The following is a 25,626-nucleotide window of genomic DNA, read 5'->3' on the forward strand; positions in this document are numbered from 1 at the left end:
GGCTCAGCCGCCCCGCTCGAACTTGAAGACGGCCGTGCTGGCGCGCGCGTTCGGCAGCCAGCGCACGTCGCGCCCGTCCTGTAGGCCGAAGGCATCGAGCACGCGCAGGTTGTTCTTGCCGGCCAGCACCTCGAAGTCCTTGAAGGTGCCGACGCGGATGTTGGGCGTGTCGTACCACTGGTAGGGCAGGCGACGCGTCACCGGCATGCGGCCGCGCGCCACGCTCAGCCGGTTGGGCCAGTGCGCGAAATTGGGAAAGGCGACGATGCCGATGCGGCCGACGCGCGCGGTCTCGCGCAGCATCACCTCGGCATTGCGCAGATGCTGCAGCGTGTCGATCTGCAGCACCACGTCGAACGAAGCGTCGTCGAACATCGCGAGGCCTTCGTCGAGGTTGAGCTGGATCACGTCAACGCCGCGGCGGATGCACTGCAGCACGTTGCCGTCGGCAATCTCCACGCCGTAGCCGGTGCAGCCGCGCTCGCGCTGCAGCAGGTCGAGCAGGGCGCCGTCGCCGCAGCCAAGGTCGAGCACGCGCGAGCCCTGAGGCACCAGCGCGGCGATCAGTCGTTGGGTGTCGATGTCGCTCATTGGAATTCCTGCGCCACGCGTTCGAAGTAGGAGCGCACCACGCCCATGTAGCGCACGTCGTCGAGCAGGAAGGCGTCGTGCCCGTGCGGCGCGTCGATCTCGGCGTAGCTCACGTTGCGGCGGTTGTCGAGCAGCGCCTTCACCAGTTCGCGGCTGCGCGCGGGCGAGAAGCGCCAGTCGGTCTTGAAGCTCACGAGCAGGAACTTGGCCGTGGCCTGCGCCAGTGCCTTGCTGAGCTGGCCGCGGTGGTTGCGTGCCGGGTCGAAGTAGTCGAGCGCGCGGGTGATCAGCAGGTAGGTGTTGGCGTCGAAGTACTCGCTGAACTTGTCGCCCTGGTAGCGCAGGTAGCTTTCGATCTGGAACTCGACGTCCTGCGTGGAGTAGCGGTAGTCGAGGCCGACCGTCTCGCCCTCGACCGCGCTGCGCAGGATGCGGCCGAACTTCTCGTTCATCACGTCGTCGCTCAGGTACGTGATGTGGCCGATCATGCGGGCGATGCGCAGGCCGCGCTTGGGGATCACGCCGTGTTGGTAGAAGTGGCCGCCGTGGAAGTCGGGGTCGGTCACGATGGCGCGGCGCGCGACTTCGTTGAAGGCGATGTTCTCGGCCGTGAGGTTGGGTGCGCTGGCCACCACCACGGCGTGCCGCACGCGGTCGGGGTATTGCAGTGTCCAGGACAGCGCCTGCATGCCGCCGAGGCTGCCGCCCATGACGGCAGCGAGCGTGCGGATGCCGAGTGCGTCCAGCAGCGCGGCCTGGGCGTCGACCCAGTCTTCGACCGTCACCACCGGGAAGTCGGCGCCGTAGACCTGCCCCGTGGCCGGGTTGACGTGCATCGGGCCGGTCGAGCCGAAGCACGAGCCGAGATTGTTGACGCCGATCACGAAGAAGCGGTCGGTGTCGACCGGCTTGCCGGGCCCGACCATGTTGTCCCACCAGCCCTCGGAGCGGGCCTGGCCCTCGTAGACCCCCGCGACGTGGTGCGAGGCATTGAGCGCATGGCACACCAGCACCGCATTGCTGCGATCGGCGTTCAAGGTGCCATAGGTCTCGTAGGCGAGTGTGTAGTCGCTGATCGACGTGCCGCTGCGCAAGGCCAGCGGGCCCGCGAACTGCATCGACTGCGAAGTGACGACCAAAGGTAACGGCATGAATGAAAAAACCCGGCCTCGCCAAAAACGAGCCGGGTCTGCCGCGCCTGTCTTTAGCTGAATTTATAAAGCGCCCGCAAGCTGAAGCAAATCGGCGCAAGGGGCAGTATATCGCCCCGTCGGATAACGACTACCAGCCGATGATCATGATGATGCCCAGCACCAGGAAGATCGCGGCGGAGATGCCATGCACGAGCTTGATGGGAACGCGCTTGACGATCTTGTCGCCCAGCCACACCACCGGTGCATTGGCCAGCATCATGCCCAGCGTGGTGCCGGCGACGACCCAGAAGTAGTCCTGGGTGAAGCGGGCCGCGAGCATGACGGTGGCGATCTGCGTCTTGTCGCCCATCTCGGCCAGGAAGAACGCGACGACCGTGGTGCCGAAGACGCCGAAGTGCGAGACGCCGGGGGCGTCGTCATCGTCGAGCTTGTCGGGAATCAGCATCCAGGCCGCCATTGCGATGAACGAGCCGCCCAGGATCCAGCGCAGAACCTCGGGCCCCAGCCAGTGCGTGATGTAGTTGCCGACGGCCCCCGCAAGGGCATGGTTGACGATGGTGGCGGCGAAGATGCCCAGCACGATCGGCCAGGGTTTCCTGAAACGGGCCGCGAGCAAGAGAGCCAGGAGTTGGGTCTTGTCGCCCATTTCGGCGAGCGCAACTACGCCGGTTGCTACGAGAAAAGCTTCCATGATGAACGTGGGTTCCTTGGGCCGAAGGACGCAATTGACCGTGCAACACCTTCGGCCATATTTCCCGAAGTTGCACGGTCAAAGGTCTCGCCAGGTGTTCTCACTGCACGCGCCATGTCCTGTGTGGGGCAGGACAAGTCTGTTGACGCGGGCCCTTCTCGCAAATCGGAAGGCGGCTACTCCCCAATGACGGGGCGGATTCTACCTGTAGCGCCAAGGACCTCTTCTCAATTCCGTAAGCGTGCGCTAGCTTTTAAAGTTTTGACAAGTGCTACCGCAAGAAGCAATTTTCTGCTTGCATTTCGCATATTTCACCCATAATGCACGAGCCTCCCTCTTCATTTTGGTGGGGAAGCAGTTCGGTGATCGGTCAGTTTCGCGCGACTCGACGGCTCTCGTTTGAGTGATGCTTTCGGGACTCCATCGCTTTTCTTGATGTGTTTATAGGAGTCCCTTGATGGGCAACAAACTGTACGTCGGCAACCTGCCTTACTCGGTGCGCGACGGTGATCTCGAGCAGGCCTTCGGCCAGTTCGGCGCAGTGACCAGCGCCAAGGTCATGATGGAACGCGACACGGGCCGCTCGAAGGGCTTCGGCTTCGTCGAGATGGGCAGCGACGCGGAAGCGCAGGCAGCCATCACCGGCATGAACGGTCAGCCTTTGGGCGGCCGCAGCGTCGTCGTCAATGAAGCACGTCCGATGGAAGCACGTCCTCCGCGCAGCGGTGGTGGCGGCGGCTACGGTGGTGGTGGCGGCGGTGGTGGTTATGGCGGCGGTGGTGGCGGAGGCTACGGCGGCGGCGGTGGTGGCTACGGTGGTGGTGGCGATCGCAGCGGCGGCGGTGGTGGTCGCTCCGGTGGCGGCGGCTACGGTGGCGGTGGCGGTGGCCGCAGTGGTGGTGGCGGCGGTGGTGGCGATGGCGGTTTCCGCAGCCCCTACGGCGCTGGTCCCCGTGGCGGCGGCGGCGGTGGCCGCAGCGGTGGTGGTGGCGGCGGCTACGGTGGTGGCGGCAACAGCGGCTACTGATCCCCGCGCTTCAACGCACACAGACAAAAGGCTCCCTCGGGAGCCTTTTTCAATGGATCTGCGCCTGGCGCTTTGTCTTCTTCAGGCTTCGCCGCTGCGCTTCTTGCGCTCGCGGCCCTGCACCGCCCGGTCGAGCACGGCATTGGGCAGCATGCGCATGATCTTGGCGACCACGCCCATCTGCCAGGGAATCACGCGGTAGCTCGTGCCGGACTCGATGGCGCGCAGCGCCTGCGCGGCGAAGTCCTCGGCCTTCATCAGGAAGGGCATGCCATAGCGGTTGCCTTGCGTGAGCGGCGTGTCGATATAGCCAGGGCAGAGCGTGACGACCTTGACGCCGCTGTTGCGCAGCTCCCCGCGCAGGCTCTCGCAGTACGCGACCACGCCGGCCTTGCTGGCGCAATACGCGCCATGCCCCGGCAGTCCGCGAATGGCGGCCACGCTGGCGATGCCGACCAGCCGTCCGCTGCCACGCTTTCTCATGGCCTCCACGAACGGATGGAAAGTGGCCGCCAGCCCGACGTTGTTGGTGGCGAAGGTCTGCGCCAGCACGTCGAGGTCCGCACGCTGCGCGGTGTCGATGCCAACGCTGATGCCGGCATTGGCAATCACCACGTCGGGCAGTCCCTGCTGCGCGATGCAGGCAGCGCCCGCGGCCACGATGCTGTCCGTCTGCGCCACGTCGGCGCTATAGATCTGATAGCGATCGGCACTCAACCCACGGGCGTTCGCCCATGCCTCGATTTCCGCCGTGCGCCGCGCGACCAGCGCCAGGCGATAGCCCGCGTCGCTGAAGCTCGCGGCCAGGGCCTGGCCGATGCCGCTCGATGCGCCGGTGATGAAAACAAGCGGAGAAGACGTGGTCATGCGTGAGTGGCTTTCGTGTTCTTCTTTTTCAACGCTTCTTGGCCGTTGGCGCTGCAAGCATCGCCGGCGACGGCATCAGCAGGCCGCGCACCCGGCCGTTCAGGTTGGCCACGCCGCTCAGGTTGTCGTAGTCGAGCGTGTCGCCCGTGAACTGGTCGGTGCCGCGAAGAAGCGTGACCGGCTGGTTCGACGTGACGCGCTCGGTGTCGAGAAAGGTGTGCAGAAACTCGCCACGGAATTCCAGGCGCGGCATCGGCTTGCCATTGGCGCCCACTGACGGGTCGCGAATGACGATGGCATTGCCGAACAGCTGGATTTCGCTGCCATCGGAGTTCGACAGGCCACGGTTGGCCGTCGAGCGCGTGACCAGCCCTTCGGGGGACACGGAGCGCATGCGCACCTTGTCCACCTCGATGGTGTCGGTGTCCGGGTAGTGCCGGCCTTCGACGCCATGAAGCTCGCTGCGCAGCTCGCCGCTGGGCAGGAAGTTCTTGATCACGAAGTCGCGCATGAAGTAGTCGGGCTCGTGCGTGGGCGCGCTCTTGGCGGTGGGCTCCAGCAGCTTGGGCGCATTGCGCACCAGCCAGTAGGTGCCCAGCGCCACGGTCGCCGTCAGGATGATCGGCAGGTAGATCGTCGCGCGGTCCAGCACGTTGCGCACCTGGTCCCACACGCGTTTGATGTCGTTCATCGGTTCGGGCCCATGGCAGCGTCGAGCAGCGGCCGGTACTGGCCGCAGGCTGTCAGAAGCAGATCGCAGAATTCGCGCGCCGCGCCTTCGCCGCCGCGTGCCTTGGTGACGTAGCGCGCAATGCCGCGCACCTCGGCATGCGCATTGGCCGGCGCTGCTGCAAAGCCGACGCGGGTCAGCACCGGCAGGTCGGGCCAGTCGTCGCCGATGGCGGCGGCCTGTGCCCAGCCGAAGCCCAGTTGGTCGAGCATGGCCTGGGCGGCGGGCAGCTTGTCTTCGGTGCCGTAGCGCACGTGCTCGATGCCCAATGCTTCGAGCCGCACGCGCAGCGGCTTGGAATCGCGACCCGTGATCACCGCCGGCGTGATGCCCGCCTTGCGCAGCAGCTTCAGGCCGTAGCCGTCGAGGATGCTGAAGCGCTTGAGCGTTTCGCCATGCTCGGTGAAGTACACGCCGCCATCGGTCAGCACACCATCGATGTCGAAGAACACGATGCGCACATCCTGCGCGGCGAGCAAGGTCTCGGCCTGGAACTCGAGCGGCATCAGATGACCTTCGCGCGCATCAGGTCGTTGGTGTTGATCGCGCCGACGATCACGCCCGCGCCGTCGATCACGAACAGCCGGGTGATGCCGCATTGCTCCATCAGCTCGGCGGCTTCCACCGCCAGCGCGTCGATGCGGATGGTGCGCGGGTCGCGGTGCATCACATCGGCCGCCTTGGGCGTGCGCAGGTCTGCACCCGCTTCGATCAGTCGGCGCAGGTCGCCGTCGGTGAAGATGCCCGAGGCGCGGCCGTCCGGCTCGACCACGGCAGCAGCGCCGAAGCCCTTGATGCTCATGGCACGCATCAGCTCGCTGATGGTGGCGGACGGCGGCACGCGCGGCACTTCGTCGCCCGAGCGCATCACGTCGCTCACATGCGTGAGCAGCTTGCGCCCGAGCGCGCCGCCCGGGTGCGAGCGCGCGAAGTCTTCCGAGCCGAAGCCGCGCGCGTCGAGCAGCGCCACCGCCAGCGCATCGCCCATCGCCATCTGGGCGGTGGTGCTCGCGGTGGGGGCGAGGTTCAGGGGGCAGGCTTCCTTGGCAACGCCGGCGTCGATCACGATGTCGGCGTGGCGCGCCAGGGTGGAATCGGCGCGGCCGGTCATGGCGATCAGGGGCACGCCCTGGCGCTTGACCACCGGCAGGATGACCGTCAGCTCGTCGACTTCGCCGCTGTTGGAAATCGCGAGCACCAGGTCGACCGACTTGATCATGCCGAGGTCGCCGTGGCTGGCCTCGGCCGGGTGCACGAACATCGCGGGCGTGCCGGTGGAGGCAAGGGTGGCGGCGATCTTGCGGCCGACATGGCCGCTCTTGCCCATGCCCATCACGACCACGCGGCCGCGAACGTCGAGGATCTTGCGCACGGCTTCCACAAAACTCGGGCCGACCCGGGTCTTCAGGCCAAGAACGGCTTCGGCTTCGATGTCGAAGGTGACGCGTGCCCGAGCGAGGATGGCTTCGGGGTCGACCACATGGGCCGGGGCGGGGCGGGAACTCATTGGCCGATTTTACGGGCCGGGCGGTGCCCGGAACCTCTTGGCCCGGGGAAGCCCGGGGCACGGACATTGCTCTAGCATCGGCGCCTATGTCTTCGTTCGATCTCACGCTGTTGTATCTGCTGGCCGCGGTGATCGGCGTGGTGGTCTGCCGGTCGCTGAAGCTGCCGCCGATGCTGGGCTACCTGTCGGCCGGCGTGCTGATCGGGCCGCATGCGTTTGCGCTGGCGCAGAACTCCGAGGGCATCCGCCACCTGGGCGAATTCGGCGTGGTGTTCCTGATGTTCGTGATCGGGCTCGAATTCAGCCTGCCCAAGCTGCGCGCCATGCGCAAGCACGTGTTCGGGCTCGGCTTGCTGCAGGTGCTGCTGACGATGGCCTTCGCCACGATCGGCGCGCTGCTCATCTCCACGCAGTTGCCGCCGAACTGGCGCCTGGGCTGGCAGACGACGCTGGCGCTGTCGGGCGCGCTCACCATGAGCAGCACCGCCATCGTGGTCAAGCTGATGGCCGAGCGGCTCGAGCTCGAAAGCGAGCACGGCAAGCGCGTGATGGGCGTGCTGCTGTTCCAGGACCTGGCCGTGGTGCCGCTGCTGGTGCTGATCCCCGCGCTCGGCGCGCCGCCCGAGGCGCTGGCCAAGGCGCTCGGCCTCGCGCTGCTGAAAGCCACCTTCCTGATCGGCGTGCTGCTCTACGGCGGCCCGCGCATCATGCGCTGGTGGCTCACGCTGGTGGCCCGGCGGCGCAGCGAAGAACTCTTCATCCTGAACGTGTTGCTGATCACGCTGGGGCTGGCGTGGCTGACCGAATTGGCCGGCCTGAGCCTGGCGCTGGGCGCCTTCATCGCGGGCATGCTGGTGTCGGAGACCGAATACAAGCACCAGGTCGAGACCGACATCCGCCCCTTCCACGACGTGCTGCTGGGGCTGTTCTTCATCACGGTCGGCATGTCGCTCGACTGGCACATCGTGGTGCAGCGCTGGATGCTGGTGGGCGTGCTGCTGCTGGTGCCGCTGCTGTTCAAGCTGGCGCTGGTGACGGTGCTGGCGCGCGTGCTGGGCGCCACCTCGGGGGTGTCGCTGCGCACCGGCCTCTACCTGGCGCAGGCCGGCGAATTCGGCTTCGTGCTGCTGACGCTGGCGCAAGAGCGCAGCCTGCTGCCGCCGTGGCTGGCCAACCCGGTGCTGGCCTCGATGGTGCTGTCGATGCTGGCCACGCCCTTCATCATCATGTACAGCAACGCCATCGTGCGAAAGCTGGTGGCCAGCGACTGGCTGCAGCAATCACTGCAGATGACGAGCATCGCGCGCAAGACCATCAACACCGCCAAGCACGTGATCATCTGCGGCTACGGGCGCTGCGGCCAGAACCTGGCGCGCATCCTCGAGCGCGAAGGCATTCCGTACATGGCGCTCGACCTCGACCCCGACCGCGTGCGCCAGGCCGCCGCCGCCGGCGACTCGGTAGTGTTCGGCGACGCGGCGCGGCTGCAGGCCCTGATGGCGGCCGGTCTGGCCCGCGCCAGCGCAGTCGTCGTCACCTATCTCGACGTGCCGGGCGCGATGAAGGTGCTGGCCAACACCCGCGCCCATGCGGCGCATGTGCCGGTGATCGTGCGCACGCAGGACGACCACGACCTCGAAAAACTGCAGGCCGCCGGTGCGACCGAGGTGGTGCCCGAGGCCATCGAAGGTTCGCTGATGCTCGCCAGCCATGCGCTGGCGCTGGTCGGCGTGCCGATGCGCCGCGTGATCCGCGTCGTGCAGGACCAGCGCGACGCCCGCTACAACCTGCTGCGCGGCTACTTCCACGGCGCCGACGACGACAAGGCCGACGAGGTCGACCACGAGCGGCTCAACAGCTTCACCCTCACCTCAGGCGCACGCGCGATCGGCCAGACCCTCGAACAGATCGCGCTGCCGACACTGAACGTGCGCGTGGCCAGCCTGCGCCGCCACGACGGCCAACCCCGCACGCCGGCCGGCGACACGGTGCTGTCGGACGGCGACACGCTGGTGCTGTCCGGCAAACCCACCGCGCTGGCCATCGCCATCGAGCGCCTGCAAAAAGGCTGAGCGCCGAACCCGGCAGCCTCGGGGGCGCGCTAGTTGATCAGGCTGGGGTTGCGCTTTTCTTCTTCGATGCGCTGCTGACGGCGCACCGCTTCGCATTGCGCATGCGCCTTGTACTCGGGCTTCAGGCACTGGGCGGCCATGCATTGCGCCTTGGCGATGAAGTTGCGGTCGCCGCACATGGCCATCGGTTCAGCCGCGGGAGCGGGCGGCGGCGGTGGGGCGGCCACGACAGGCGGGGCAGAAGGTTCGGATGCGCTCGGTGGCGGCGCGGCAACCGTCGCCTGCTTGCGCGGTTTGACGATGGGCTTGGAAGGCGTTGCCACAGGCGCCTGCGGCGCTTCTGCTTCGGGCGCCGGCACCAGCGCTGGCGCAGGTGGTTCATCGGCTGCCGGCGCGGGCGACGCTTCGACTGGCGGCGGTGCCACAACAGCGGCAGCAGCCGGCTCCGAAACGGGCGGCGCAGTTTCCTCGACGCCCACCGGCGCCTTGCGCGTCCCGTAGCCATACCAGCCCGCAACGATCATCAGCAACGCCACCACCAGCAAACCCAGCCACAGCAGGATCACGCGCTTGCGCGGCGGCCGTTCGACGGGAACCGTTCGCCGGACCTTGACGCGGGTCTTCTTTCTTTCCGCCCTCTCGGCCCGGGCCGCCTCCGACATCGACGATGACGCAGAGGGCGGCGAAGGCGCGCGCGACGGCTCACCGGGCGCCGCGATCACGGTTCGCTCGTCCTCCGGCGGCGCGACGGGCGCCCTGCCAAAGAAAGAGCGCGAAGACACGGGCTCGGCGGGATCGAACAGCGGCGCCGGAATGGTCGGTGCACGCAACTGGGCCGGCGCCGTGGTGGCCCATTCGCGATCGGGGCTCGGCGCCGGGGGCATCCGGGTGGTCGTGGCAACCAGCGGTTCGCCGCAGCTTCTGCAGAAATTCGCGCCGTCACGGTTTTCCGTGCTGCAGTCCGGACAGATCAAGGCCATGGCTTACTTACTGACTACTCTCGGGGGTCCAAAACGAAAAACGGCGGCGGCTGCTGCCGCTGCGGGCTGGCATGGCCTGTGTCGCGGGTCTGCTGGCGGCAGGCCTCAGGTCACGGCGACGCGCTTGGAGCGGTGCGCCATGCGCTTGGCGATCACGGCGCCGAGCGCCATCGCGATTTCCAGCGCCATGTTGGGCTGCCGGTTCGACATTTCCGCAAAGCGGATGGCGTTGAGCCGCCACACGCGGCCCGCACCGGTGACCACCACATTGGCCGAGTGCGGCTGGCGCGAGAAGAAAGAGCCTTCGCCAACGACCGAGCCGGGGGTGAGCACGGCAAGGCGCATCTGCTCCTTGCTGCTGACGCGGTGCACGCTGATGGCGCCGCTCTCGATGAAGAACACCGAGCGGTCCGGCGTGCCCTGTTCGATCAGCACGTCGCCGACGCCCGCGTCGATGGGTTGCAGGTAGCCCGCGAGGGTTTCCCACTGCTGGACGTTGAACGTCAACGCGAAAGCGTCGAGGCTCGTGTTCTCCGCGATGGCGCGGCTCAGGTTCTGGATGGACATGTTTTTCTCAACCCCGCATCTGTGCCGAAGTATCCGCGAAGGCCATCCGGTTCGGCTACAAGTGTTTACGTTTTCGCCGGCCGTTTGTCGTCAAGTGTCGCTATTTCCCGATACAGAAGCGCGAAAAGATGACGCCGAGCAGATCGTCGGCACCGAACTCGCCCGTGATCTCGTTGAGCGCGTTCTGCGCCAGCCGCAGCTCTTCGGCCAGCAGGTCGAGCAGTTGGGCCTGCGCCGCCAGATGGCCCGCGGCCAATGCAAGGTGCGTTTCGACCCGGCCCAGCGCCTGCACATGGCGCGCCCGCGCCAGGTAGACGCCCTCGGGCACAGACTGCCAGCCGGCCATGTGAAGCAGCCGATCGCGCAGCGCCTCGATGCCCAGGCCGGTCTTGGCGGACAGCGCGATGCCCTGCGCCGGCTCGACCGAGGGCGCTGCATCCTGCTTGTTCCACACGTCGAGCACGGGCACGCTCGCGGGCAGCTTCTGCCGAAGGGCGCGCAGGATCTCGGCATCGGCGGCGGCGTAGTCCGGCAGCTCGGCGCGCGTCAGGTCGTGCAGGAACAGCACGGCATCGGCGCTTTCGATCTGGCCCCAGGCGCGCGCCACGCCGATCTGTTCGACCTCGTCGCTGCTCTCGCGCAGGCCGGCGGTGTCGGCCACATGCAGCGGCACGCCGTGGATCTGGATGGTTTGCGAGACCACGTCGCGCGTGGTGCCCGCGACCGCGCTCACGATGGCCAGCTCCGCCCCGGCCAGCGCATTGAGCAGCGAACTCTTGCCCGCATTGGGCTGCCCCGCGATCACGACCTTGATGCCTTCGCGCAGCAACGCACCCTGGCGCGCGCGCAGTTGCACGGCCGCCAATTGCGACTGCAACCTCACCAGTTGCCCGGCTGCATCGGCCTTCTGGAGGAAGTCGATCTCTTCCTCCGGAAAGTCGAGCGTGGCCTCGACCAGCATGCGCAGGTTGATCAGCGCATCGCGCAGCGTATGGATCTCGCGCGAGAAGGCGCCCGACAGCGAACGGCCGGCGCTGCGTGCCGCCGCCTCGGTGCTGGCGTCGATCAGGTCGGCGATCGCCTCGGCCTGGGCCAGGTCGATCTTGCCGTTGAGAAAAGCGCGCTGGCTGAACTCGCCGGGCTCGGCCACCCGAAGGCCGGGCAAACGCGGTCGGCCTGTGATCGCATCGGATTCCGCCGCCGCTTCGAGGCAGCGTGCCAGCAGCAACTGCAAGACGACCGTGCCGCCGTGCGCCTGCAGCTCGAGCACGTCTTCGCCGGTGAAGGAGTGGGGCGCCGGAAAGTGGATCGCCAGGCCGTGGTCGACCGGCTCGCCGTCCGCGTCGCGAAAGGGCAGGTAGGTGGCTTCGCGCGGCTTGAGCGCGCGGCCGCAGATCGCATCGATCAGCGGCGCGAGCCTTGCACCCGACACGCGAACGATGCCGACCGCGCCGCGCCCCGAGGCAGTGGCGATGGCAACGATAGGGTCGGAGGTGCGGGCGAAGGTCATGGAAGCGCGATTCTTTCAGCAAAAAGGAAAAGGGCCGCGAATGCGGCCCTTTGCGGGTGGCGGAGGAGCCCGTGCGGCTTACTTGCCCAGCACGCCCAGCCGCTTGTTGATGAACCACTGCTGCGCGATCGACAGCACGTTGTTCGTGATCCAGTACAGCACCAGGCCGGCCGGGAAGAAGATGAACATCACGCTGAACGCGAGCGGCATGATCCACATCAGCTTGGCCTGCATCGGATCGGGTGGCGTCGGGTTGAGCCAGGTCTGGAACAACGAGGTGGCCGTCATCACGATCGGCAGGATGTACCAGGGGTCCGGTGCCGACAGGTCGGTGATCCACAGAATCCACGGTGCATGGCGCATTTCGACCGACGACAGCAACACCCAGTAGAGCGCGATGAACACCGGGATCTGGATCACGATGGGGAAGCAGCCGCCCATCGGATTGACCTTCTCGGTCTTGTAGATCCGCATCATTTCTTGCTGCATTTCCTGCGGCTTGTCCTTCAGCCGCTCGCGCATTTCCATGATCTTGGGGTTGATGGCCTTCATCTTGGCCATGCTGGCGTAGGCCTTGGCGTTGAGCCAGTAGAAGGCCGCCTTCAGCAGCACCACCAGCGCCACGATCGACCAGCCCCAGTTGCCCAGGATGCCGTGCAGTTGGGTGAGCAGCCAGTACAGCGGCTTGGAGATGATCGCGAAGATGCCGTAGTCCTTCACCAGGTCCAGGCCCGGGGCGATGGCTTCGAGCTTCTTTTCTTCTTCGGGACCGGCGAACAGCGCACTGTTCACGACCTGCGTGGCACCCGGGGCGATCTTCGGCAGCGTGGCCACCATGGCCACGGTGAAGAGGTTGTCGCCCAGGTCTTTCACGCGGAACTCGCGGCGCAGTTGTTCGCTGGCCGGGTCGCCCTTGAGCAGCCACGCCGACGCGAAGTAATGCTGCACCATCGCGATCCAGCCGTCGTTGGCCGGCGGCGGCGGTTCGATCTTGCCCTTGGCGATGTCCTTGAAGTCCAGCTTGTGGAACTTCTTCTCGTTGGTGTACGCAGCGGGGCCGGTGAAGGTGTTGGTGCCGAACATGGTGCCGGCGGCCACGGTGCCGTGACGCAGCAGCTGCAGGTACAGCTGGGCTTCGCGCGGCTGGTCGCTCACGTTGACCACTTCGTGGCGCACGCCGATGACGTAGTCGCCGCGGTGGAACACGTAGGTCTTGATGTACTTCAGGCCGCCGACGGGCGCGCTCTCGAAGCCCACTTCCAGCGTGTTCTGGCCGTCGGCCATCTCGCGCGGACCGGCCTTCGGCGTCATCGGCGTCAGGTGGTTCGGGAAACGCTCACCGGTGTCGACCTGGTTCAGGAGGCCGGTCTGCGCCACATAGCGCGTGGCCGCCGAGCCGTTCTCGAACAGCACGACGCGCTTGGTGCGGTCGGCTTCGTCGTACTTCTGCAGCTCCAGGTGGTTGACCGTGGCGCCTTCGCTGTCGATCGTGGCCTTGAACAGGTCGGTGGTCACGGTGACCTGCTCGCGGGGAGCGGCCGCCGCGGCTTGCGTGGGCACGGCGCCGGCGTTGCCGCCGGTGCCACTGGCAGCGGTGGGCACGCCGTTGTTGGCAGCGGGCGTGCCGCCCGGGGCAGGGGCCACCACGGCTGGCTTGCTCGATGGCAGGAAGGTCGGCTTGTTGCCGTTGAAGACCTGCCATTGGTCCCACAGCAGCACCAGCGAGAACCCAAAAATCACCCACAGGATCGTGCGGCGGATATCGTTCATGACGAAGACTTCTTGTCGGAGGAGAGAAGAGACGAAAACAGCGATCCTGACTTGTCAGTGCGACGCTGTGATTTCGGTGGAACCGGATCGTGGCCGCCTTGGCACCAGGGCTGGCAGCGCGCGATGCGGTGCAGGGTGAGGTAGCTGCCCTTGAGCGCGCCATGCACCTCGAGCGCCTCGATCGAATACACCGAGCAGGTCGGCGTGAAGCGGCACGACTGGCCGAGCCAGGGGCTCAGCAGCAGGCGATAGCCCTTCACGAGGCCGATCAGCAGGCGTTTCATGGTGATCCGGAAGAGGGCGCGGAAGAGGAGGAAGAAGAACGTTCGGAACGCTCGCGCGGCGGCGCCAGCGGGCGCGCGGCACGCGCCAGCAGTTGCTGCAGTTCAGCGCGCACGGCGGCCTTGAGCTTGTCCGAAGAGGCGCTCACGAATTCCTTGCGATCGAAACTCGCGCGCAGCCGCACCACATGCGCGGCACGAGGCAGGCCGACGTCGGGCGCGGCGCTCACGGTATAGATCTGGCGCTTGATGGCGTTGCGCGTGACCGCGCGACGCGCCCAGCGCTTGGGCACCATGGCGCCCAGCCAGACATCGTCGGACGCGAACAACGGCTGTGCGCTCGATGCGAGATCGAGCGCACAACGGTGCAATGCGAAATGAGCAGTGCGCGCCACGGTGGCACCTGCGAGGACGGCCTGGAATTGCGCGCGGGTCTTGAGCCGCTGCATGGAAGCCGGGCCGGGCACGTCAGACGCGATGGCTACGGGAGCCTGCGCTGGCGTGTCGGCTGCTGGCAACGGCAGGTGGGCTGCCGTCAGACAGCCAGGCGCTTGCGGCCCTTGGCGCGGCGTGCGTTGATGACGGCACGGCCGCCACGGGTCTTCATGCGGACCAGGAAGCCGTGGGTACGGGCGCGGCGGACTTTGGATGCTTGATAGGTGCGTTTCATGGTGATTTCCTAGTTCCCTGTTCACGCTGATCCTTCGCATGTAAAGCATGAAGAACCTGCGGGGCGCCGGGGGAGCGTGTTTGGGATGGCCCCCGAAAGACGCAATAGGTTTTCAGGGAAACCCGCAATTATCGCAAACATTGGCGCCCGGAACAATCTTCGACTGGATTTGCGGGCCTTTCACCGTCGCCGGCAGCGTGTGGATAAGTTTTTGACAAGTTAGAATGCCGACCGCCTTCCAGCAGAGAATATCCACAATACCTATACCAAGAAATGCCCGAAGGTTTCATCACTTTTTCAAGCGCCCATGTCGACTGACGGCATCGGCGAAAGCCTCTGGCAGGCCTGCGTCGACCAGCTCGCGCAGGAGCTGTCCGAGCAACAGTTCAACACCTGGATCAAACCCCTGACAGCGCAGGTCGCAGACGACCTTTCGCGCATGACGGTGTTCGTTGCCAACCGCTTCAAGCTCGATTGGATCCGGGCCCAGTACGCCGGCAAGATCGCCGCGATGGCCGAGAAGATGTACGGCCAGCCAGTGGCTGTCGAGTTAGCGCTTGCTCCTCGCGAAGCTCCTGTGCGCTCTGCACCTGTGGCAGTCATGACCGAAACGGACGTGCCGCGCGACGTGGCCGGCCCCGGCGAAGAACCGGCGGCTGCCGGTTTCAAGAACCGCCTCAATTCCGGCCTCACTTTCGACACCCTGGTCGAGGGCACGGCCAACCGCATGGCGCGCGCCGCGGCGATGCACGTGGCGGGCATGCCGGGCCATCTTTACAACCCGCTTTTCATCTACGGCGGCGTCGGCCTGGGCAAGACCCACCTGATGCACGCTGTGGGTAACCGGCTGCTGGCCGACAAGCCGGATTCCAAAGTTCTCTACATCCACGCGGAGCAATTCGTCTCGGATGTGGTCAAAGCCTATCAGCGCAAGACTTTTGATGAGTTCAAGGAGCGCTACCACTCGCTCGATCTGTTGCTGATCGACGATGTGCAGTTCTTCGCCAACAAGGACCGGACGCAGGAAGAATTCTTCAATGCGTTCGAGGCCCTGCTCGCCAAGAAATCCCACATCGTGATGACCAGCGACACGTATCCGAAGGGGCTGGCCGACATCCACGAACGCCTGGTGTCGCGCTTCGATTCGGGCCTCACGGTCGCCATCGAGCCGCCCGAGCTCGAAATGCGCGTGGCCATCCTGATCAACAAGGCGCGCGCCGAATCGGCCGAAATGCCGGAAGAAGTGGCCTTCTTCGTCGCCAAGAACGTGCGCTCCAACGTGCGCGAGCTCGAAGGCGCGCTGCGCAAGATCCTGGCTTACTCGCGCTTCAACCAGAAGGAGATCTCGATCGCCCTGGCGCGCGAGGCGCTGCGCGACCTGCTGTCGATCCAGAATCGCCAGATCTCGGTCGAAAATATCCAGAAGACGGTGGCCGACTACTACAAGATCAAGGTCGCCGACATGTACAGCAAGAAACGCCCGGCCAGCATTGCGCGGCCGCGGCAGATCGCGATGTACCTGGCCAAGGAGCTCACGCAGAAAAGCCTGCCGGAAATCGGCGAGCTGTTCGGCGGGCGCGACCACACGACGGTGCTGCACGCGGTGCGCAAGATTTCGGGCGAGCGCCAGCAGCTCACCGAACTCAACCAGCAGCTCCACGTGCTCGAACAGACGCTCAAGGGCTGAAGCCGGATGTCGTTCAAAGTGTCCCTTCGGACAGCGGAGAATGGCGCCTTCGACGGGGCGGGTGAGGCTCCGATCTACGACTACCAAGCAGATTCAAAGAGATAAGAGAAGAGGTAAGCACACATGATCGTTTTGAAGGCAACCCAAGACAAAGTCCTCGCCGCGCTGCAGTCGGTGGCGGGCATCGTGGAGCGGCGCCATACCTTGCCGATCCTGGCGAACGTGCTGATCCGCAAGACCGGCGGCCAGCTGCAGCTGACCACCAGCGACCTCGAAATCCAGATTCGCACCACCGCCGAGCTCGGCGGCGACGAAGGCAACTTCACCACCACCATCGGCGCGCGCAAGCTCATCGACATCCTGCGCACCATGCCTTCGGACCAGACCGTGAGCCTGGAATCGAGCGCGAGCAAGCTGGTGCTCAAGGGTGGCAAGAGCCGCTTCACGCTGCAGTCGCTGCCCGCCGAAGACTTTCCGCTGGTGCAGGAAGCAGCCAACTTCGGCCCCGTGTTCAGCGTGCCGCAAAAGACGCTGAAGGACCTGCTCTCGCAGGTGTCCTTCGCGATGGCCGTGCACGACATCCGCTACTACCTGAACGGCATCCTGTTCGTGGCCGAAGGCAAGCAGCTGAGCCTGGTGGCCACCGACGGCCACCGCCTGGCTTTTTCTTCCGCCACGCTCGACGTCGAGGTGCCGCGGCAAGAAGTGATTCTTCCGCGCAAGACCGTGCTGGAAATGCAGCGCCTGCTGTCCGACGCCGAAGGCGCCATCGAGATGCAGTTCGCGAACAACCAGGCCAAGTTCAGCTTCGGCGGCATGGAGTTCGTCACCAAGCTGGTCGAGGGCAAGTTCCCCGACTACAACCGCGTGATTCCGAAGAACCACAAGAACACCGTCACCCTGGGCCGCGCGCCGCTGCTGGCCAGCCTGCAGCGCACCGCCATCCTGACCAGCGAGAAGTTCAAGGGCGTGCGCCTGAACATCGAACCCGGCACGCTGCGCATTGCATCGAACAACGCCGAGCAGGAAGAAGCCCAGGACGAACTCGACATCGACTACGGCGGCGACGCCATCGAGATCGGCTTCAACGTGACCTACCTGATCGACGCGCTGTCGAACATGGACCAGGACATGGTCAAGCTGGACCTTGCCGACTCCAACAGCTCGGCCTTGTTAACCATCCCAGAGAACGCATCTTTCAAGTACGTCGTGATGCCGATGCGTATCTAGCAGACAGCCCACCCAGCGCCTTGCGCACACAGCCCGCGGCCCTCCGCGGGTTTGCGCTTTCAAGAGGCGGTGAATTGAGCTTTTGAGAGCCCGAAAAATCACGTGAATGCCGTGAGAGATAGAGGAATATCCGAATGAGTGCAGAAGAAAACAAGCCCGAAGTGCCGCACACCGAGCCGGTCTACACGCCTGAAATCCAGGTCGTGCCGCCCGAAGGCATACCCGCCGACACCAGCTACGGCGAAGGCTCGATCACGATCCTCGAAGGGCTTGAAGCCGTGCGCAAGCGCCCCGGCATGTACATCGGCGACACCTCCGACGGCACCGGCCTGCATCACCTGGTTTTCGAAGTCGTCGACAACTCCATCGACGAAGCGCTCGCCGGCCATTGCGACGACATCGTCGTGACCATCCACAGCGACAACTCGATCTCCGTCACCGACAACGGCCGCGGCATTCCGACCGGCGTGAAGATGGACGACAAGCACGAGCCCAAGCGCTCGGCCGCCGAAATCGCGCTCACCGAACTGCACGCCGGTGGCAAGTTCAACCAGAACAGCTACAAGGTCTCGGGCGGCCTGCACGGCGTGGGCGTGTCCTGCGTGAACGCGCTGAGCGTCAAGCTGCGCCTGGTCGTGCGCCGCGAAGGCAAGATCCACGAACTCGAATTCAGCCGCGGCTTCGTGCAGAACCGTCTGCTGGACATGGTGAACGGCGTCGAAGTCTCACCGATGAAGATCATCGGCGAGACCGACAAGCGCGGCACCGAAGTCCACTTCCTGCCCGACACCGAGATCTTCAAGGAGAACTCGGACTTCCACTACGAGATCCTGAGCAAGCGCCTGCGCGAACTGAGCTTCCTGAACAACGGCGTGCGCATCCGCCTGAAGGACGAGCGCTCTGGCAAGGAAGACGACTTCTCGGGCGCCGGCGGCGTGCGCGGTTTCGTGGAGTTCATCAACAAGGGCAAGACCGTCCTGCATCCGAACTCGTTCTATGCAGAGGGCGAAAAGCCCGCCGACACCTACGGCGGCATTCCCGGCACGCACATCGGCGTTGAAGTGGCGATGCAGTGGAACAGCGGCTACAACGAGCAGGTTCTGTGCTTCACCAACAACATCCCGCAGCGTGACGGTGGCACCCACCTCACGGGCCTGCGCGCCGCGATGACCCGCGTCATCAACAAGTACATCGAAGAGAACGAGTTCGCGAAAAAGGCGAAGGTCGAAGTCACCGGCGACGACATGCGCGAAGGCCTGTGCTGCGTGCTGAGCGTGAAGGTGCCCGAGCCCAAGTTCTCCAGCCAGACCAAGGACAAGCTGGTGTCCAGCGAAGTGCGCGCGCCGGTGGAAGACATCGTCGGCCGCCTGCTGAGCGACTACCTGCAGGAGCGCCCGAACGACGCCAAGATCATCTGCGGCAAGATCATCGAAGCCGCCCGCGCCCGCGAAGCGGCCCGCAAGGCCCGCGAAATGACGCGCCGCAAGGGCGTGCTCGACGGCATGGGCCTGCCCGGCAAGCTGGCCGACTGCCAGGAAAAGGACCCCGCCCTGTGCGAGGTCTATCTGGTGGAGGGCGACTCCGCCGGCGGCTCCGCCAAGCAGGGCCGCGACCGGAAGTTCCAGGCCATCCTGCCGCTGCGCGGCAAGATCCTGAACGTGGAAAAAGCGCGCTACGAGAAGCTGCTCACCAGCAATGAAATTCTCGTGATGATCACCGCCCTGGGCACCGGCATCGGCCGCGCCGGCGCCACCAGCGCGGGCAGCGGCGCGGACGACTTCAACGTTGCCAAGCTGCGCTACCACCGCATCATCATCATGACCGACGCCGACGTTGACGGCGCCCACATCCGCACGCTGCTGCTGACCTTCTTCTACCGGCAGATGCCCGAGCTGGTCGAGCGCGGCCACATCTACATTGCGCAGCCGCCGCTGTACAAGGTCAAGGTCGGCAAGGAAGAGCAGTACCTGAAGGACGAAACCGCCCTCAACGCCTTCCTGCTCAAGGTGGCGCTGAAGGACGCGAGCATCCAGACCGGCGGCAGCGCGTCGACCACGCTCGCTGGCGACACCCTGGCCGAACTGGCGCGCAAGCACCAGCTGGCCGAGGCCGTGATCGCGCGCCTGCGCAACTTCATGGACGCCGAGGCGCTTCGCGCCATTGCCGACGGCGTGAAGCTCGACCTCGACACCACGCCGGCCGCCGAAGCTTCGGCCGCTGCGCTGCAGGTCAAGCTGCGCGAGCTCAACACCACAGGCATCCCGGCCGAGGTGAGCAGCGAGTTCGATGCCCGCACCGACAAGCCGCTGCTGCGCATCAGCCGCCGCCACCACGGCAACATCAAGAGCAGCGTGCTCACGCAGGACTTCGTGCACGGCGCCGACTACGCCGCGCTGGCCGAAGCCGCCAACACCTTCCGCGGCCTGCTGAGCGACGAGGGTGCCCTGGTCCGCCGCGGCGAGGGCGAGCGCGCCAAGGAAGAAAAGGTCGGCGACTTCCGCCAGGCCATGAAGTGGCTGATCGGCGAAGCCGAGCGCGCCACCTCGCGCCAGCGCTACAAGGGTCTGGGCGAAATGAACCCCGCGCAGCTGTGGGAAACCACCATGGACCCGACCGTGCGCCGCCTGCTGCGCGTGCAGGTCGACGACGCGATCGAAGCGGACCGCGTGTTCACGATGCTGATGGGCGACGAGGTCGAGCCGCGTCGCGAGTTCATCGAACAGAACGCATTGCGGGCTGCGAACATCGACGTCTGATCGCTGCCGACAGCGCTCTGTGTCTTCAAAACGCCCGGCCCGTCCGGGCGTTTTCATTGGTGGGTGCTGTACCGAAATGGAACAGCCCGTCTCTTTGCCGCAATCGAGGGTGTCCGATGTATTCTGCTGTACACAACGCAGATCCCCAGGCGACATTGCCCCAACCGGAGACAAGAGACATGCGCGACTACCTGAAGTTCTACATCGACGGCCGTTGGGTCGAGCCGGCCACGCCGAAAAGCATCGACGTCATCAACCCCGCGACCGAAAAGTCCGCCGGCCGGATCTCGATGGGCTCCGCCGCCGACGTCGACCGCGCGGTGCGTGCCGCACGCGCCGCGTTCGCGGACTATTCGCAGACCAGCGTGCAGGAACGCGTGGCCCTGCTCGAGCGCATCGTCGCGGAGTACAAGAAGCGCTATGCGGACATGGCCGCCGCCATCACCGAGGAAATGGGCGCGCCCGCGGCACTGGCCAAGGACGCCCAGGCGGCCATGGGCCTGGCGCACCTGCAGACGGCGCTGGAGGTGCTGAAGACCTACAGGTTCAATGAAGCGCGCGGCAGCACCTTGCTGGTGAAGGAGCCGATCGGCGTGTGCGGCTTCATCACGCCATGGAACTGGCCGGTCAACCAGATCGCGTGCAAGGTGGCGCCGGCACTGGCCGTGGGCTGCACCATGGTGCTCAAGCCATCGGAGATCGCGCCTTTCTCCGCCATCATCTGGACCGAGATCCTGGACGCGGCGCAGGTGCCCGCCGGCGTCTTCAACCTCGTGAACGGCGACGGCCCCACCGTGGGCGCCGCGCTGTCTAGCCACCCCGAAGTCGACATGGTGTCGTTCACCGGCTCCACCCGCGCCGGCATCGAGGTGGCCCGCAACGCCGCGCCGACCGTGAAGCGCGTGCACCAGGAACTGGGCGGCAAGTCGCCCAACATCATCCTGGAAGACGCCGACTTCCAGCGGGCCGTCACGGCGGGCGTGCGGGGCGTGATGGGCAACTCCGGCCAGTCGTGCAATGCGCCCACGCGCATGCTGGTTCCCCATGCGCGCATGGCGGAGGCCCTGTCCATCGCGAAGGCGGCGGCCGAGGCCACCACGGTCGGTGATCCGGCCAGCGGCGCGGCGCTCGGCCCCGTGGTTTCCGCGGCCCAGTGGGACAAGATCCAGACGCTGATCCAGAAGGGCATCGACGAAGGCGCCACGGTGGTGGCGGGCGGTCCCGGCAGGCCCACGGGCCTGGAGACCGGCTACTACGTCAAGCCCACCGTGCTGGGCCATGTGAACAACCAGATGACGGTGGCGCGCGAGGAAATCTTCGGCCCCGTGCTGACGATCCTCGGCTACGACACGGTCGACGAGGCCGTCGCGATCGGCAACGACACGCCCTACGGGCTCGCGGCCTATGTGTCGGGCACCGATCCCGAAGCCACGAGAAAGGTCGCCTCGCGCCTTCGTGCCGGCCAGGTGAACATCAACAGCGCAGCCCTCGACCTGAGCGCGCCTTTCGGCGGCTTCAAGCAGTCCGGCAACGGGCGCGAATGGGGCGACCACGCGTTCGGCGAATTCCTCGAAGTGAAGGCGATGCTGGGCTTTGCGCCGAAGGCAGCGGCCTGAGGCGTCGCGCGGCGCCGGATTCCTCTCGTACAGAGCCCGCACCTTCGCCCCTGTGGCGCGGTTGCGGAGCGCGTTCATCCTGATGAATCGTTAGCTGCTGTCGCCAACCCCGGCGGGATAATGGACGCCCGATGATCGTCCGACCCCGCCCCCATTGGCTGCGCATGCTCTTCGTGTGGCGCGGTTCGGTTCTGCCGGATATAGCGCCGCAGTTGTTGTGGACCACGGCCTTCGCCGTCCTGGTGACCGTGCTGCATGGGCAGTTGTTCCATTGGAAGGTGCCGCTCAACTTCGTGCCCTTTTCGCTGATCGGCCTGACGCTGGCCATCTTCCTGGGCTTTCGCAACAGCACGAGCTATTCACGCTACTGGGAAGCCCGCACGCTGTGGGGCGCGCTGCTCAACGAGACGCGCTCGCTGGTGCGCCAGGCTCTTACCTTGACCGATGCGCCCGCGCAGGCAGCCGTACCGGCCGCCCGCCTCATCGCCTTCGTGCATGCGCTGCGCCATCAGCTTCGCGGCAGCGACCCTGCCGCCGACCTCGCGCGCCTTCTTTCGCCGCAAGACTGCGCCCGCCTGCAAGCCGTGCGCTTCAAGCCGGCCGTGCTGCTGCTGATGGTGGGCGAGTGGCTGCAAGACCAGCGCCGGCAAGGCCAGCTCGATCCGATGCTGGCCCAGGCCATGGAAGTCCCACTGGGCCGGTTGACCGAGGCACTGGGCGGCTGTGAACGCATCGCGAGCACGCCGATTCCCTTCACCTACGCCGTCATCATCCACCGCACCATCTATCTGTACTGCGTGCTGTTGCCGTTCGGCCTGGTGGATGCCATCGGCGCCATGACACCCGTGGTGGTCGCCTTCATCGCCTACACCTTCTTCGCACTCGAAGCCCTGGGTGCCGAGATCGAAGAGCCTTTCGGCACCTCGCCCAACGACCTGGCGCTGGATGCGATGTCGCGGACGATCGAAGCCACGGTGCGCGAAATGATGGGCGAGACGCCGCCGCAGGACGCCCGGCCCGACGGGTACATGCAGACCTGAGGCCGCTGGCCGGCTGAGGCTTCGGAACGCCTCCGGGCGCCGCAGCACCTGCGCCAATCGCGCGATGCCGCGCATCCATGCACCGCTGCAGGCGCCGGCCGCGCACCGGCCACGCACCGGCCCGGAATCGTGCGCAAAGCGCCGCGTATCAGGGTTTCCGTGAGGTCAGGGTCACAAAATTGACTTCATGCCCGTCACACGGGCGTCACCAGCTATGAAAACAATAGCATTCAACTTCCGAGCGAGGATCGTTCCTCGTAAACGCTATATCTAGCCCGACTCTTGCTAAGCAAAATCCGTCGACGGATTTCACGTCACGCAAGATCGAGGACCACACAGCAATGAACCCATCGCGTCTCCGGCGGCCTCTGGCCGCGCTGGTACTGGGCGGTACAGCAGCATTCCTCGGGGCCATGTCTTCGGCCCACGCGTTCTCGAACCCGCCCATCCAGGTGGCGCAGGGCATCGAATACATGTGCGGTGGCACCGCCCGGGATGAAGCCGCATTCATGGAAATGGTGTCGCCGCGCTGGGCCGCCACCATCGAATTCGGCGTGAGCGACGGCAAGGGCGCGCAGCAGCCGGGCTTTCCGGCCAAGGCACTGATCGAAGTGCGCCAGAAATACACCGGCCAGGTCGTGCTGGACGTGCAGTCGCAGGGGCCGTACATGCTGGCGCGGCTCAATCCGGGCGCCTATGACGTGAACGTGACGCTGGGCGGGCTGACGCTCACGCAGTCGCTGGTGGTGATTGCCGGGGTGCCGGCGCGTGCGTCCTTTGTCTGGCCATCGAATTTCGACATGGCCTCGGTCACGCCGCCGCTGCCGCAGGCGCTGGCGCAGACTTCCGCCGCACGCTGAGAGACGACCCGGGCACGCCCGTGCGGCGTGCCGGTCTGCCTGACTTGCTGTGATCCCGGTCAGCCTTTCCTAAGCCACGCGCCGCACATTGGCCGCGTGGCCTCTTGCCACGACGACAAGGAAAGGATCCAGACCATGACCTCCCGTTTCTCATCGCGCACGCGGCCCCTGGCGGCCGCCATGCTGTTCGGCGCCGTCCTGCTGGGAGCGCTTTCATCGGCCCACGCGACGGTGAACCCGCCGATCTACATGGCGCACGGCGTCGAATACATGAGCGGCGGCATCGGCAGCGATGAAGCGCAACTGATGGAAACGGTGTCGCCGCGCTGGCCCGCGACCTTCGAGTTCGCGGTCAAGGATCACAAGGGTGCCGATTTCGCAGCCAACGTGCACGTGACCGTGCGCGACGGCAGCGGCGCCGCGCTGCTCGACAACGTGGTGTCGGGCGGCCCGTTCATGGTGGCGCGGCTGGAGCCGGGCAACTACGAAGTCGAGGCGCAGTTGGGCAACCAGGTGCTCAAGCAAGCGCTGCATGTGCTGCCGGGCGCCGCCGCCAAAGCCACCTTCGTGTGGCCGGCGGGCACCGACATGGCTTCGGCCGGCACGCGCACGGTGCAGTAGCGCGGCGAAAGTGGGCGCAGGCACCGCTTTTCGCCGGTGCGGATTCGCGGACCCGGCCCGGCCACAACGCCCGCTATCCGGGTGCCTTGCGCTATAGAAAAAATAGCGGCTGCCGCGCCTTCGGGCGCCTTGAATGCGCGGCATGCGCCTTGCAGATGGTGTATCCCGGGCAGTGCCCGAACCCATTGCCCCGATGCCGATCCGCCCCCTGAGTGTCCTGACCGCGCTGCTGCACGTCTACATCGCGCTGCGCCTGCTGCCTGCGCTGGCCGTGCTCACGCCCGCGTGGCCGTTGGCGTTGCTCGCGCTGCTGGTGTCGGCGGCCACGATTCCCTTGCCCTTCGTGTCGCGCCGCATCGGGCGCCATGGTTCGATGGACGACGTGCTCAAGTGGGTCGGCCTGATCAGCATGGGCTGGTTCTCGTCGATGTTCGTGCTGACGCTGGTGCGCGACGCCGGCCTGCTGCTGGCCTGGCTGGCGAGCGCGCTGGGCATGCTGCAGGTGCCGTGGAATGCGCTGCGGCCCTGGAGCGCGCTGGCGGTGCTGGCCATGGCCACGGCCACGTCGCTGATCGGTTTCTTCAACGCGCGCCGCACGGCCGGCGTGAAGCGGGTGGACGTGCCGATCAGCGGGCTGCCGCAGGCGCTCGAAGGCTTCACGATCGCGCAGCTCAGCGACATCCATGTGGGCCCGACGATCAAGAGCGCGTACATCCAGCGCATCGTCGACGTGGTCAACGGCCTGGGCGCCGACACCATCGCAATCACCGGTGACCTGGTGGACGGCAGCGTGCCCGAGCTGCGCGAGCACATCGCGCCGCTGGCCGGACTGCGCGCGCGCCACGGCACTTTCGTGGTCACGGGCAACCACGAGTACTACGCGGGCGCGCACGCCTGGATCGACGAGCTGCGCCGGCTCGGCCTGAAGGTGCTGTTGAACGAGCACGTGGTGCTGCAGACGCGCAACGTGCGCGGCGCGCAGACCGATGAAGAGCTGTTCGAAAGCGCGCTGGTATTGGCCGGCGTGACCGACTTCACCGCCGGGCATTTCGACGCGGCCCATGCCAGCGACCCGCACCTTGCATTGTTCGACGCACCGCCGCTGGTGCACACGCGCGTGCTGCTCGCGCACCAGCCGCGCAGCGCAACGCTGGCTGCAGCGGCGGGCTACCAGCTGCAGTTGTCGGGCCACACGCATGGCGGCCAGTTCTTTCCGTGGAATCTGTTCGTGCCGATGCAGCAGCCCTTCACGGCGGGCCTGCACCGGTTGCATGACATGTGGATCTATGTGAGCCGGGGCACCGGCTACTGGGGCCCGCCGAAGCGCTTTGGCGCGCCCTCTGAAATCACGCTGCTGACGCTGGTGCCTGCGCGGGCCTGAGCGTCGCTCTTCCTCTTC

General features: G+C 66.1%; 24 protein-coding genes and 1 riboswitch. Of the genes, 10 read left to right on the forward strand and 14 right to left on the reverse strand.

The annotated features are described in order from the left end of the window. Positions 1-3: 3 nt before the first annotated feature. The 3 genes from metW to ACSFB7_RS15720 all read right to left on the reverse strand — a co-directional run bounded on the left by metW (position 4) and on the right by ACSFB7_RS15720 (position 2,436). Positions 4-591 carry a methionine biosynthesis protein MetW gene (metW, locus tag ACSFB7_RS15710; RefSeq protein ID WP_435471607.1) on the reverse strand — a complete coding sequence of 196 codons (588 nt, stop codon included), beginning with the start codon at positions 589-591 and terminating at the stop codon, positions 4-6. Further along, a complete protein-coding gene (gene metX / locus ACSFB7_RS15715; RefSeq protein ID WP_435471609.1) occupies positions 588-1,742 on the reverse strand; it encodes a homoserine O-succinyltransferase MetX in 1,155 nt (384 codons plus the stop codon). Before metX ends, metW begins: the two co-directional genes overlap by 4 nt. A 130-nt stretch (positions 1,743-1,872) precedes the next feature. Then, positions 1,873-2,436: a TMEM165/GDT1 family protein gene (locus ACSFB7_RS15720; RefSeq protein ID WP_435471611.1), complete on the reverse strand. Its 564-nt coding sequence runs from the start codon at positions 2,434-2,436 to the stop codon at positions 1,873-1,875. A gap of 17 nt (positions 2,437-2,453) precedes the next feature. Next, positions 2,454-2,633: riboswitch (yybP-ykoY riboswitch) on the reverse strand. Positions 2,634-2,893: 260 nt separating this feature from the next. Between ACSFB7_RS15720 and ACSFB7_RS15725 the strand changes: the two genes are divergently transcribed. Beyond that, complete coding sequence (locus ACSFB7_RS15725) at positions 2,894-3,463, forward strand: RNA recognition motif domain-containing protein (RefSeq protein WP_435471613.1); 570 nt, start codon at positions 2,894-2,896, stop codon at positions 3,461-3,463. A gap of 81 nt (positions 3,464-3,544) precedes the next feature. Here ACSFB7_RS15725 and ACSFB7_RS15730 read toward each other — a convergent pair whose 3' ends face one another. Genes ACSFB7_RS15730 through ACSFB7_RS15745 form a run of 4 tightly spaced genes read right to left on the reverse strand, consistent with a single transcriptional unit; the run spans position 3,545 to position 6,567 of the window. Next, positions 3,545-4,330 (reverse strand): SDR family oxidoreductase, encoded by a 786-nt coding sequence (locus tag ACSFB7_RS15730; RefSeq protein ID WP_435471615.1) that lies wholly within the window; start codon positions 4,328-4,330, stop codon positions 3,545-3,547. 28 nt (positions 4,331-4,358) lie between these two features. After that, positions 4,359-5,021: an LPS export ABC transporter periplasmic protein LptC gene (lptC, locus tag ACSFB7_RS15735; RefSeq protein WP_435471617.1), complete on the reverse strand. Its 663-nt coding sequence runs from the start codon at positions 5,019-5,021 to the stop codon at positions 4,359-4,361. Beyond that, positions 5,018-5,566 carry a KdsC family phosphatase gene (locus ACSFB7_RS15740; RefSeq protein WP_435471619.1) on the reverse strand — a complete coding sequence of 183 codons (549 nt, stop codon included), beginning with the start codon at positions 5,564-5,566 and terminating at the stop codon, positions 5,018-5,020. The genes lptC and ACSFB7_RS15740 overlap by 4 nt, the downstream gene beginning before the upstream one ends. Further along, a complete protein-coding gene (locus tag ACSFB7_RS15745) occupies positions 5,566-6,567 on the reverse strand; it encodes a KpsF/GutQ family sugar-phosphate isomerase (protein ID WP_435471621.1) in 1,002 nt (333 codons plus the stop codon). The genes ACSFB7_RS15740 and ACSFB7_RS15745 overlap by 1 nt, the downstream gene beginning before the upstream one ends. Positions 6,568-6,653: 86 nt before the next feature. On the opposite strand from ACSFB7_RS15745, the gene ACSFB7_RS15750 reads away from it, so the two are divergent. After that, a complete protein-coding gene (locus tag ACSFB7_RS15750) occupies positions 6,654-8,639 on the forward strand; it encodes a monovalent cation:proton antiporter family protein (protein WP_435471623.1) in 1,986 nt (661 codons plus the stop codon). A 29-nt stretch (positions 8,640-8,668) separates the two neighbouring features. Here the strand turns inward: ACSFB7_RS15750 and ACSFB7_RS15755 are convergent, their stop codons facing one another. The 7 genes from ACSFB7_RS15755 to rpmH form a co-directional block, all read right to left on the reverse strand. Then, on the reverse strand, positions 8,669-9,619 hold the full coding sequence (locus tag ACSFB7_RS15755) for a zinc-ribbon domain-containing protein (RefSeq protein ID WP_435471625.1): 951 nt from the start codon (positions 9,617-9,619) through the stop codon (positions 8,669-8,671). A gap of 105 nt (positions 9,620-9,724) precedes the next feature. Continuing rightward, positions 9,725-10,186, reverse strand: a complete 462-nt coding sequence (locus ACSFB7_RS15760) for a Crp/Fnr family transcriptional regulator (RefSeq protein ID WP_435471627.1) — start codon at positions 10,184-10,186, stop codon at positions 9,725-9,727. Positions 10,187-10,286: 100 nt separating this feature from the next. Beyond that, a complete protein-coding gene (gene mnmE, locus ACSFB7_RS15765; protein ID WP_435471629.1) occupies positions 10,287-11,696 on the reverse strand; it encodes a tRNA uridine-5-carboxymethylaminomethyl(34) synthesis GTPase MnmE in 1,410 nt (469 codons plus the stop codon). 78 nt (positions 11,697-11,774) lie between these two features. After that, entirely contained in the window at positions 11,775-13,466 is a 1,692-nt protein-coding gene (gene yidC / locus ACSFB7_RS15770; protein WP_435471631.1) for a membrane protein insertase YidC, read from the reverse strand. Further along, positions 13,463-13,750 carry a membrane protein insertion efficiency factor YidD gene (gene yidD, locus ACSFB7_RS15775; protein ID WP_056574909.1) on the reverse strand — a complete coding sequence of 96 codons (288 nt, stop codon included), beginning with the start codon at positions 13,748-13,750 and terminating at the stop codon, positions 13,463-13,465. Before yidD ends, yidC begins: the two co-directional genes overlap by 4 nt. After that, the gene (locus ACSFB7_RS15780) at positions 13,747-14,196 is read right to left on the reverse strand and encodes a ribonuclease P protein component (RefSeq protein WP_435471888.1); all 450 of its coding nucleotides are present in this window, start codon (positions 14,194-14,196) and stop codon (positions 13,747-13,749) included. The genes yidD and ACSFB7_RS15780 overlap by 4 nt, the downstream gene beginning before the upstream one ends. 86 nt (positions 14,197-14,282) lie before the next feature. Beyond that, positions 14,283-14,417 (reverse strand): 50S ribosomal protein L34, encoded by a 135-nt coding sequence (gene rpmH / locus ACSFB7_RS15785; RefSeq protein ID WP_007834827.1) that lies wholly within the window; start codon positions 14,415-14,417, stop codon positions 14,283-14,285. Between the two features lie 307 nt (positions 14,418-14,724). Here rpmH and dnaA point away from each other — a divergent pair, with 307 nt between their 5' ends. The 8 genes from dnaA to ACSFB7_RS15825 all read left to right on the forward strand — a co-directional run bounded on the left by dnaA (position 14,725) and on the right by ACSFB7_RS15825 (position 25,608). Further along, positions 14,725-16,104, forward strand: a complete 1,380-nt coding sequence (gene dnaA / locus ACSFB7_RS15790) for a chromosomal replication initiator protein DnaA (RefSeq protein WP_093242284.1) — start codon at positions 14,725-14,727, stop codon at positions 16,102-16,104. A gap of 123 nt (positions 16,105-16,227) precedes the next feature. Next, positions 16,228-17,334 (forward strand): DNA polymerase III subunit beta, encoded by a 1,107-nt coding sequence (gene dnaN / locus ACSFB7_RS15795; RefSeq protein WP_124459780.1) that lies wholly within the window; start codon positions 16,228-16,230, stop codon positions 17,332-17,334. Positions 17,335-17,468: 134 nt separating this feature from the next. Next, positions 17,469-20,090, forward strand: coding sequence for a DNA topoisomerase (ATP-hydrolyzing) subunit B (gene gyrB / locus ACSFB7_RS15800; protein ID WP_435471634.1), 2,622 nt, complete (start codon positions 17,469-17,471; stop codon positions 20,088-20,090). Between the two features lie 179 nt (positions 20,091-20,269). Beyond that, complete coding sequence (locus tag ACSFB7_RS15805) at positions 20,270-21,706, forward strand: aldehyde dehydrogenase family protein (RefSeq protein ID WP_435471636.1); 1,437 nt, start codon at positions 20,270-20,272, stop codon at positions 21,704-21,706. Positions 21,707-21,837: 131 nt separating this feature from the next. After that, complete coding sequence (locus ACSFB7_RS15810; protein WP_435471638.1) at positions 21,838-22,746, forward strand: bestrophin family protein; 909 nt, start codon at positions 21,838-21,840, stop codon at positions 22,744-22,746. A 341-nt stretch (positions 22,747-23,087) separates the two neighbouring features. After that, positions 23,088-23,606, forward strand: coding sequence for a hypothetical protein (locus ACSFB7_RS15815; protein WP_435471640.1), 519 nt, complete (start codon positions 23,088-23,090; stop codon positions 23,604-23,606). Positions 23,607-23,741: 135 nt separating this feature from the next. Further along, the gene (locus ACSFB7_RS15820; RefSeq protein ID WP_435471642.1) at positions 23,742-24,227 is read left to right on the forward strand and encodes a hypothetical protein; all 486 of its coding nucleotides are present in this window, start codon (positions 23,742-23,744) and stop codon (positions 24,225-24,227) included. Positions 24,228-24,360: 133 nt separating this feature from the next. After that, positions 24,361-25,608 (forward strand): metallophosphoesterase, encoded by a 1,248-nt coding sequence (locus ACSFB7_RS15825; protein ID WP_435471644.1) that lies wholly within the window; start codon positions 24,361-24,363, stop codon positions 25,606-25,608. Positions 25,609-25,626 lie beyond the last annotated feature (18 nt).

This window comes from Variovorax raffinosi (genome assembly GCF_051216615.1).
Lineage (GTDB): Bacteria > Pseudomonadota > Gammaproteobacteria > Burkholderiales > Burkholderiaceae_C > Variovorax.

Coding starts and splice junctions, on each gene's coding strand:
- metW (WP_435471607.1), bottom strand. CDS start 591: ATGAGCGACATCGACACCCAACGACTGATCGCCGCGCTGGTGCCTCAG.
- metX (WP_435471609.1), bottom strand. CDS start 1,742: ATGCCGTTACCTTTGGTCGTCACTTCGCAGTCGATGCAGTTCGCGGGC.
- ACSFB7_RS15720 (WP_435471611.1), bottom strand. CDS start 2,436: ATGGAAGCTTTTCTCGTAGCAACCGGCGTAGTTGCGCTCGCCGAAATG.
- ACSFB7_RS15725 (WP_435471613.1), top strand. CDS start 2,894: ATGGGCAACAAACTGTACGTCGGCAACCTGCCTTACTCGGTGCGCGAC.
- ACSFB7_RS15730 (WP_435471615.1), bottom strand. CDS start 4,330: ATGACCACGTCTTCTCCGCTTGTTTTCATCACCGGCGCATCGAGCGGC.
- lptC (WP_435471617.1), bottom strand. CDS start 5,021: ATGAACGACATCAAACGCGTGTGGGACCAGGTGCGCAACGTGCTGGAC.
- ACSFB7_RS15740 (WP_435471619.1), bottom strand. CDS start 5,566: ATGCCGCTCGAGTTCCAGGCCGAGACCTTGCTCGCCGCGCAGGATGTG.
- ACSFB7_RS15745 (WP_435471621.1), bottom strand. CDS start 6,567: ATGAGTTCCCGCCCCGCCCCGGCCCATGTGGTCGACCCCGAAGCCATC.
- ACSFB7_RS15750 (WP_435471623.1), top strand. CDS start 6,654: ATGTCTTCGTTCGATCTCACGCTGTTGTATCTGCTGGCCGCGGTGATC.
- ACSFB7_RS15755 (WP_435471625.1), bottom strand. CDS start 9,619: ATGGCCTTGATCTGTCCGGACTGCAGCACGGAAAACCGTGACGGCGCG.
- ACSFB7_RS15760 (WP_435471627.1), bottom strand. CDS start 10,186: ATGTCCATCCAGAACCTGAGCCGCGCCATCGCGGAGAACACGAGCCTC.
- mnmE (WP_435471629.1), bottom strand. CDS start 11,696: ATGACCTTCGCCCGCACCTCCGACCCTATCGTTGCCATCGCCACTGCC.
- yidC (WP_435471631.1), bottom strand. CDS start 13,466: ATGAACGATATCCGCCGCACGATCCTGTGGGTGATTTTTGGGTTCTCG.
- yidD (WP_056574909.1), bottom strand. CDS start 13,750: ATGAAACGCCTGCTGATCGGCCTCGTGAAGGGCTATCGCCTGCTGCTG.
- ACSFB7_RS15780 (WP_435471888.1), bottom strand. CDS start 14,196: ATGCAGCGGCTCAAGACCCGCGCGCAATTCCAGGCCGTCCTCGCAGGT.
- rpmH (WP_007834827.1), bottom strand. CDS start 14,417: ATGAAACGCACCTATCAAGCATCCAAAGTCCGCCGCGCCCGTACCCAC.
- dnaA (WP_093242284.1), top strand. CDS start 14,725: ATGTCGACTGACGGCATCGGCGAAAGCCTCTGGCAGGCCTGCGTCGAC.
- dnaN (WP_124459780.1), top strand. CDS start 16,228: ATGATCGTTTTGAAGGCAACCCAAGACAAAGTCCTCGCCGCGCTGCAG.
- gyrB (WP_435471634.1), top strand. CDS start 17,469: ATGAGTGCAGAAGAAAACAAGCCCGAAGTGCCGCACACCGAGCCGGTC.
- ACSFB7_RS15805 (WP_435471636.1), top strand. CDS start 20,270: ATGCGCGACTACCTGAAGTTCTACATCGACGGCCGTTGGGTCGAGCCG.
- ACSFB7_RS15810 (WP_435471638.1), top strand. CDS start 21,838: ATGATCGTCCGACCCCGCCCCCATTGGCTGCGCATGCTCTTCGTGTGG.
- ACSFB7_RS15815 (WP_435471640.1), top strand. CDS start 23,088: ATGAACCCATCGCGTCTCCGGCGGCCTCTGGCCGCGCTGGTACTGGGC.
- ACSFB7_RS15820 (WP_435471642.1), top strand. CDS start 23,742: ATGACCTCCCGTTTCTCATCGCGCACGCGGCCCCTGGCGGCCGCCATG.
- ACSFB7_RS15825 (WP_435471644.1), top strand. CDS start 24,361: ATGCGCGGCATGCGCCTTGCAGATGGTGTATCCCGGGCAGTGCCCGAA.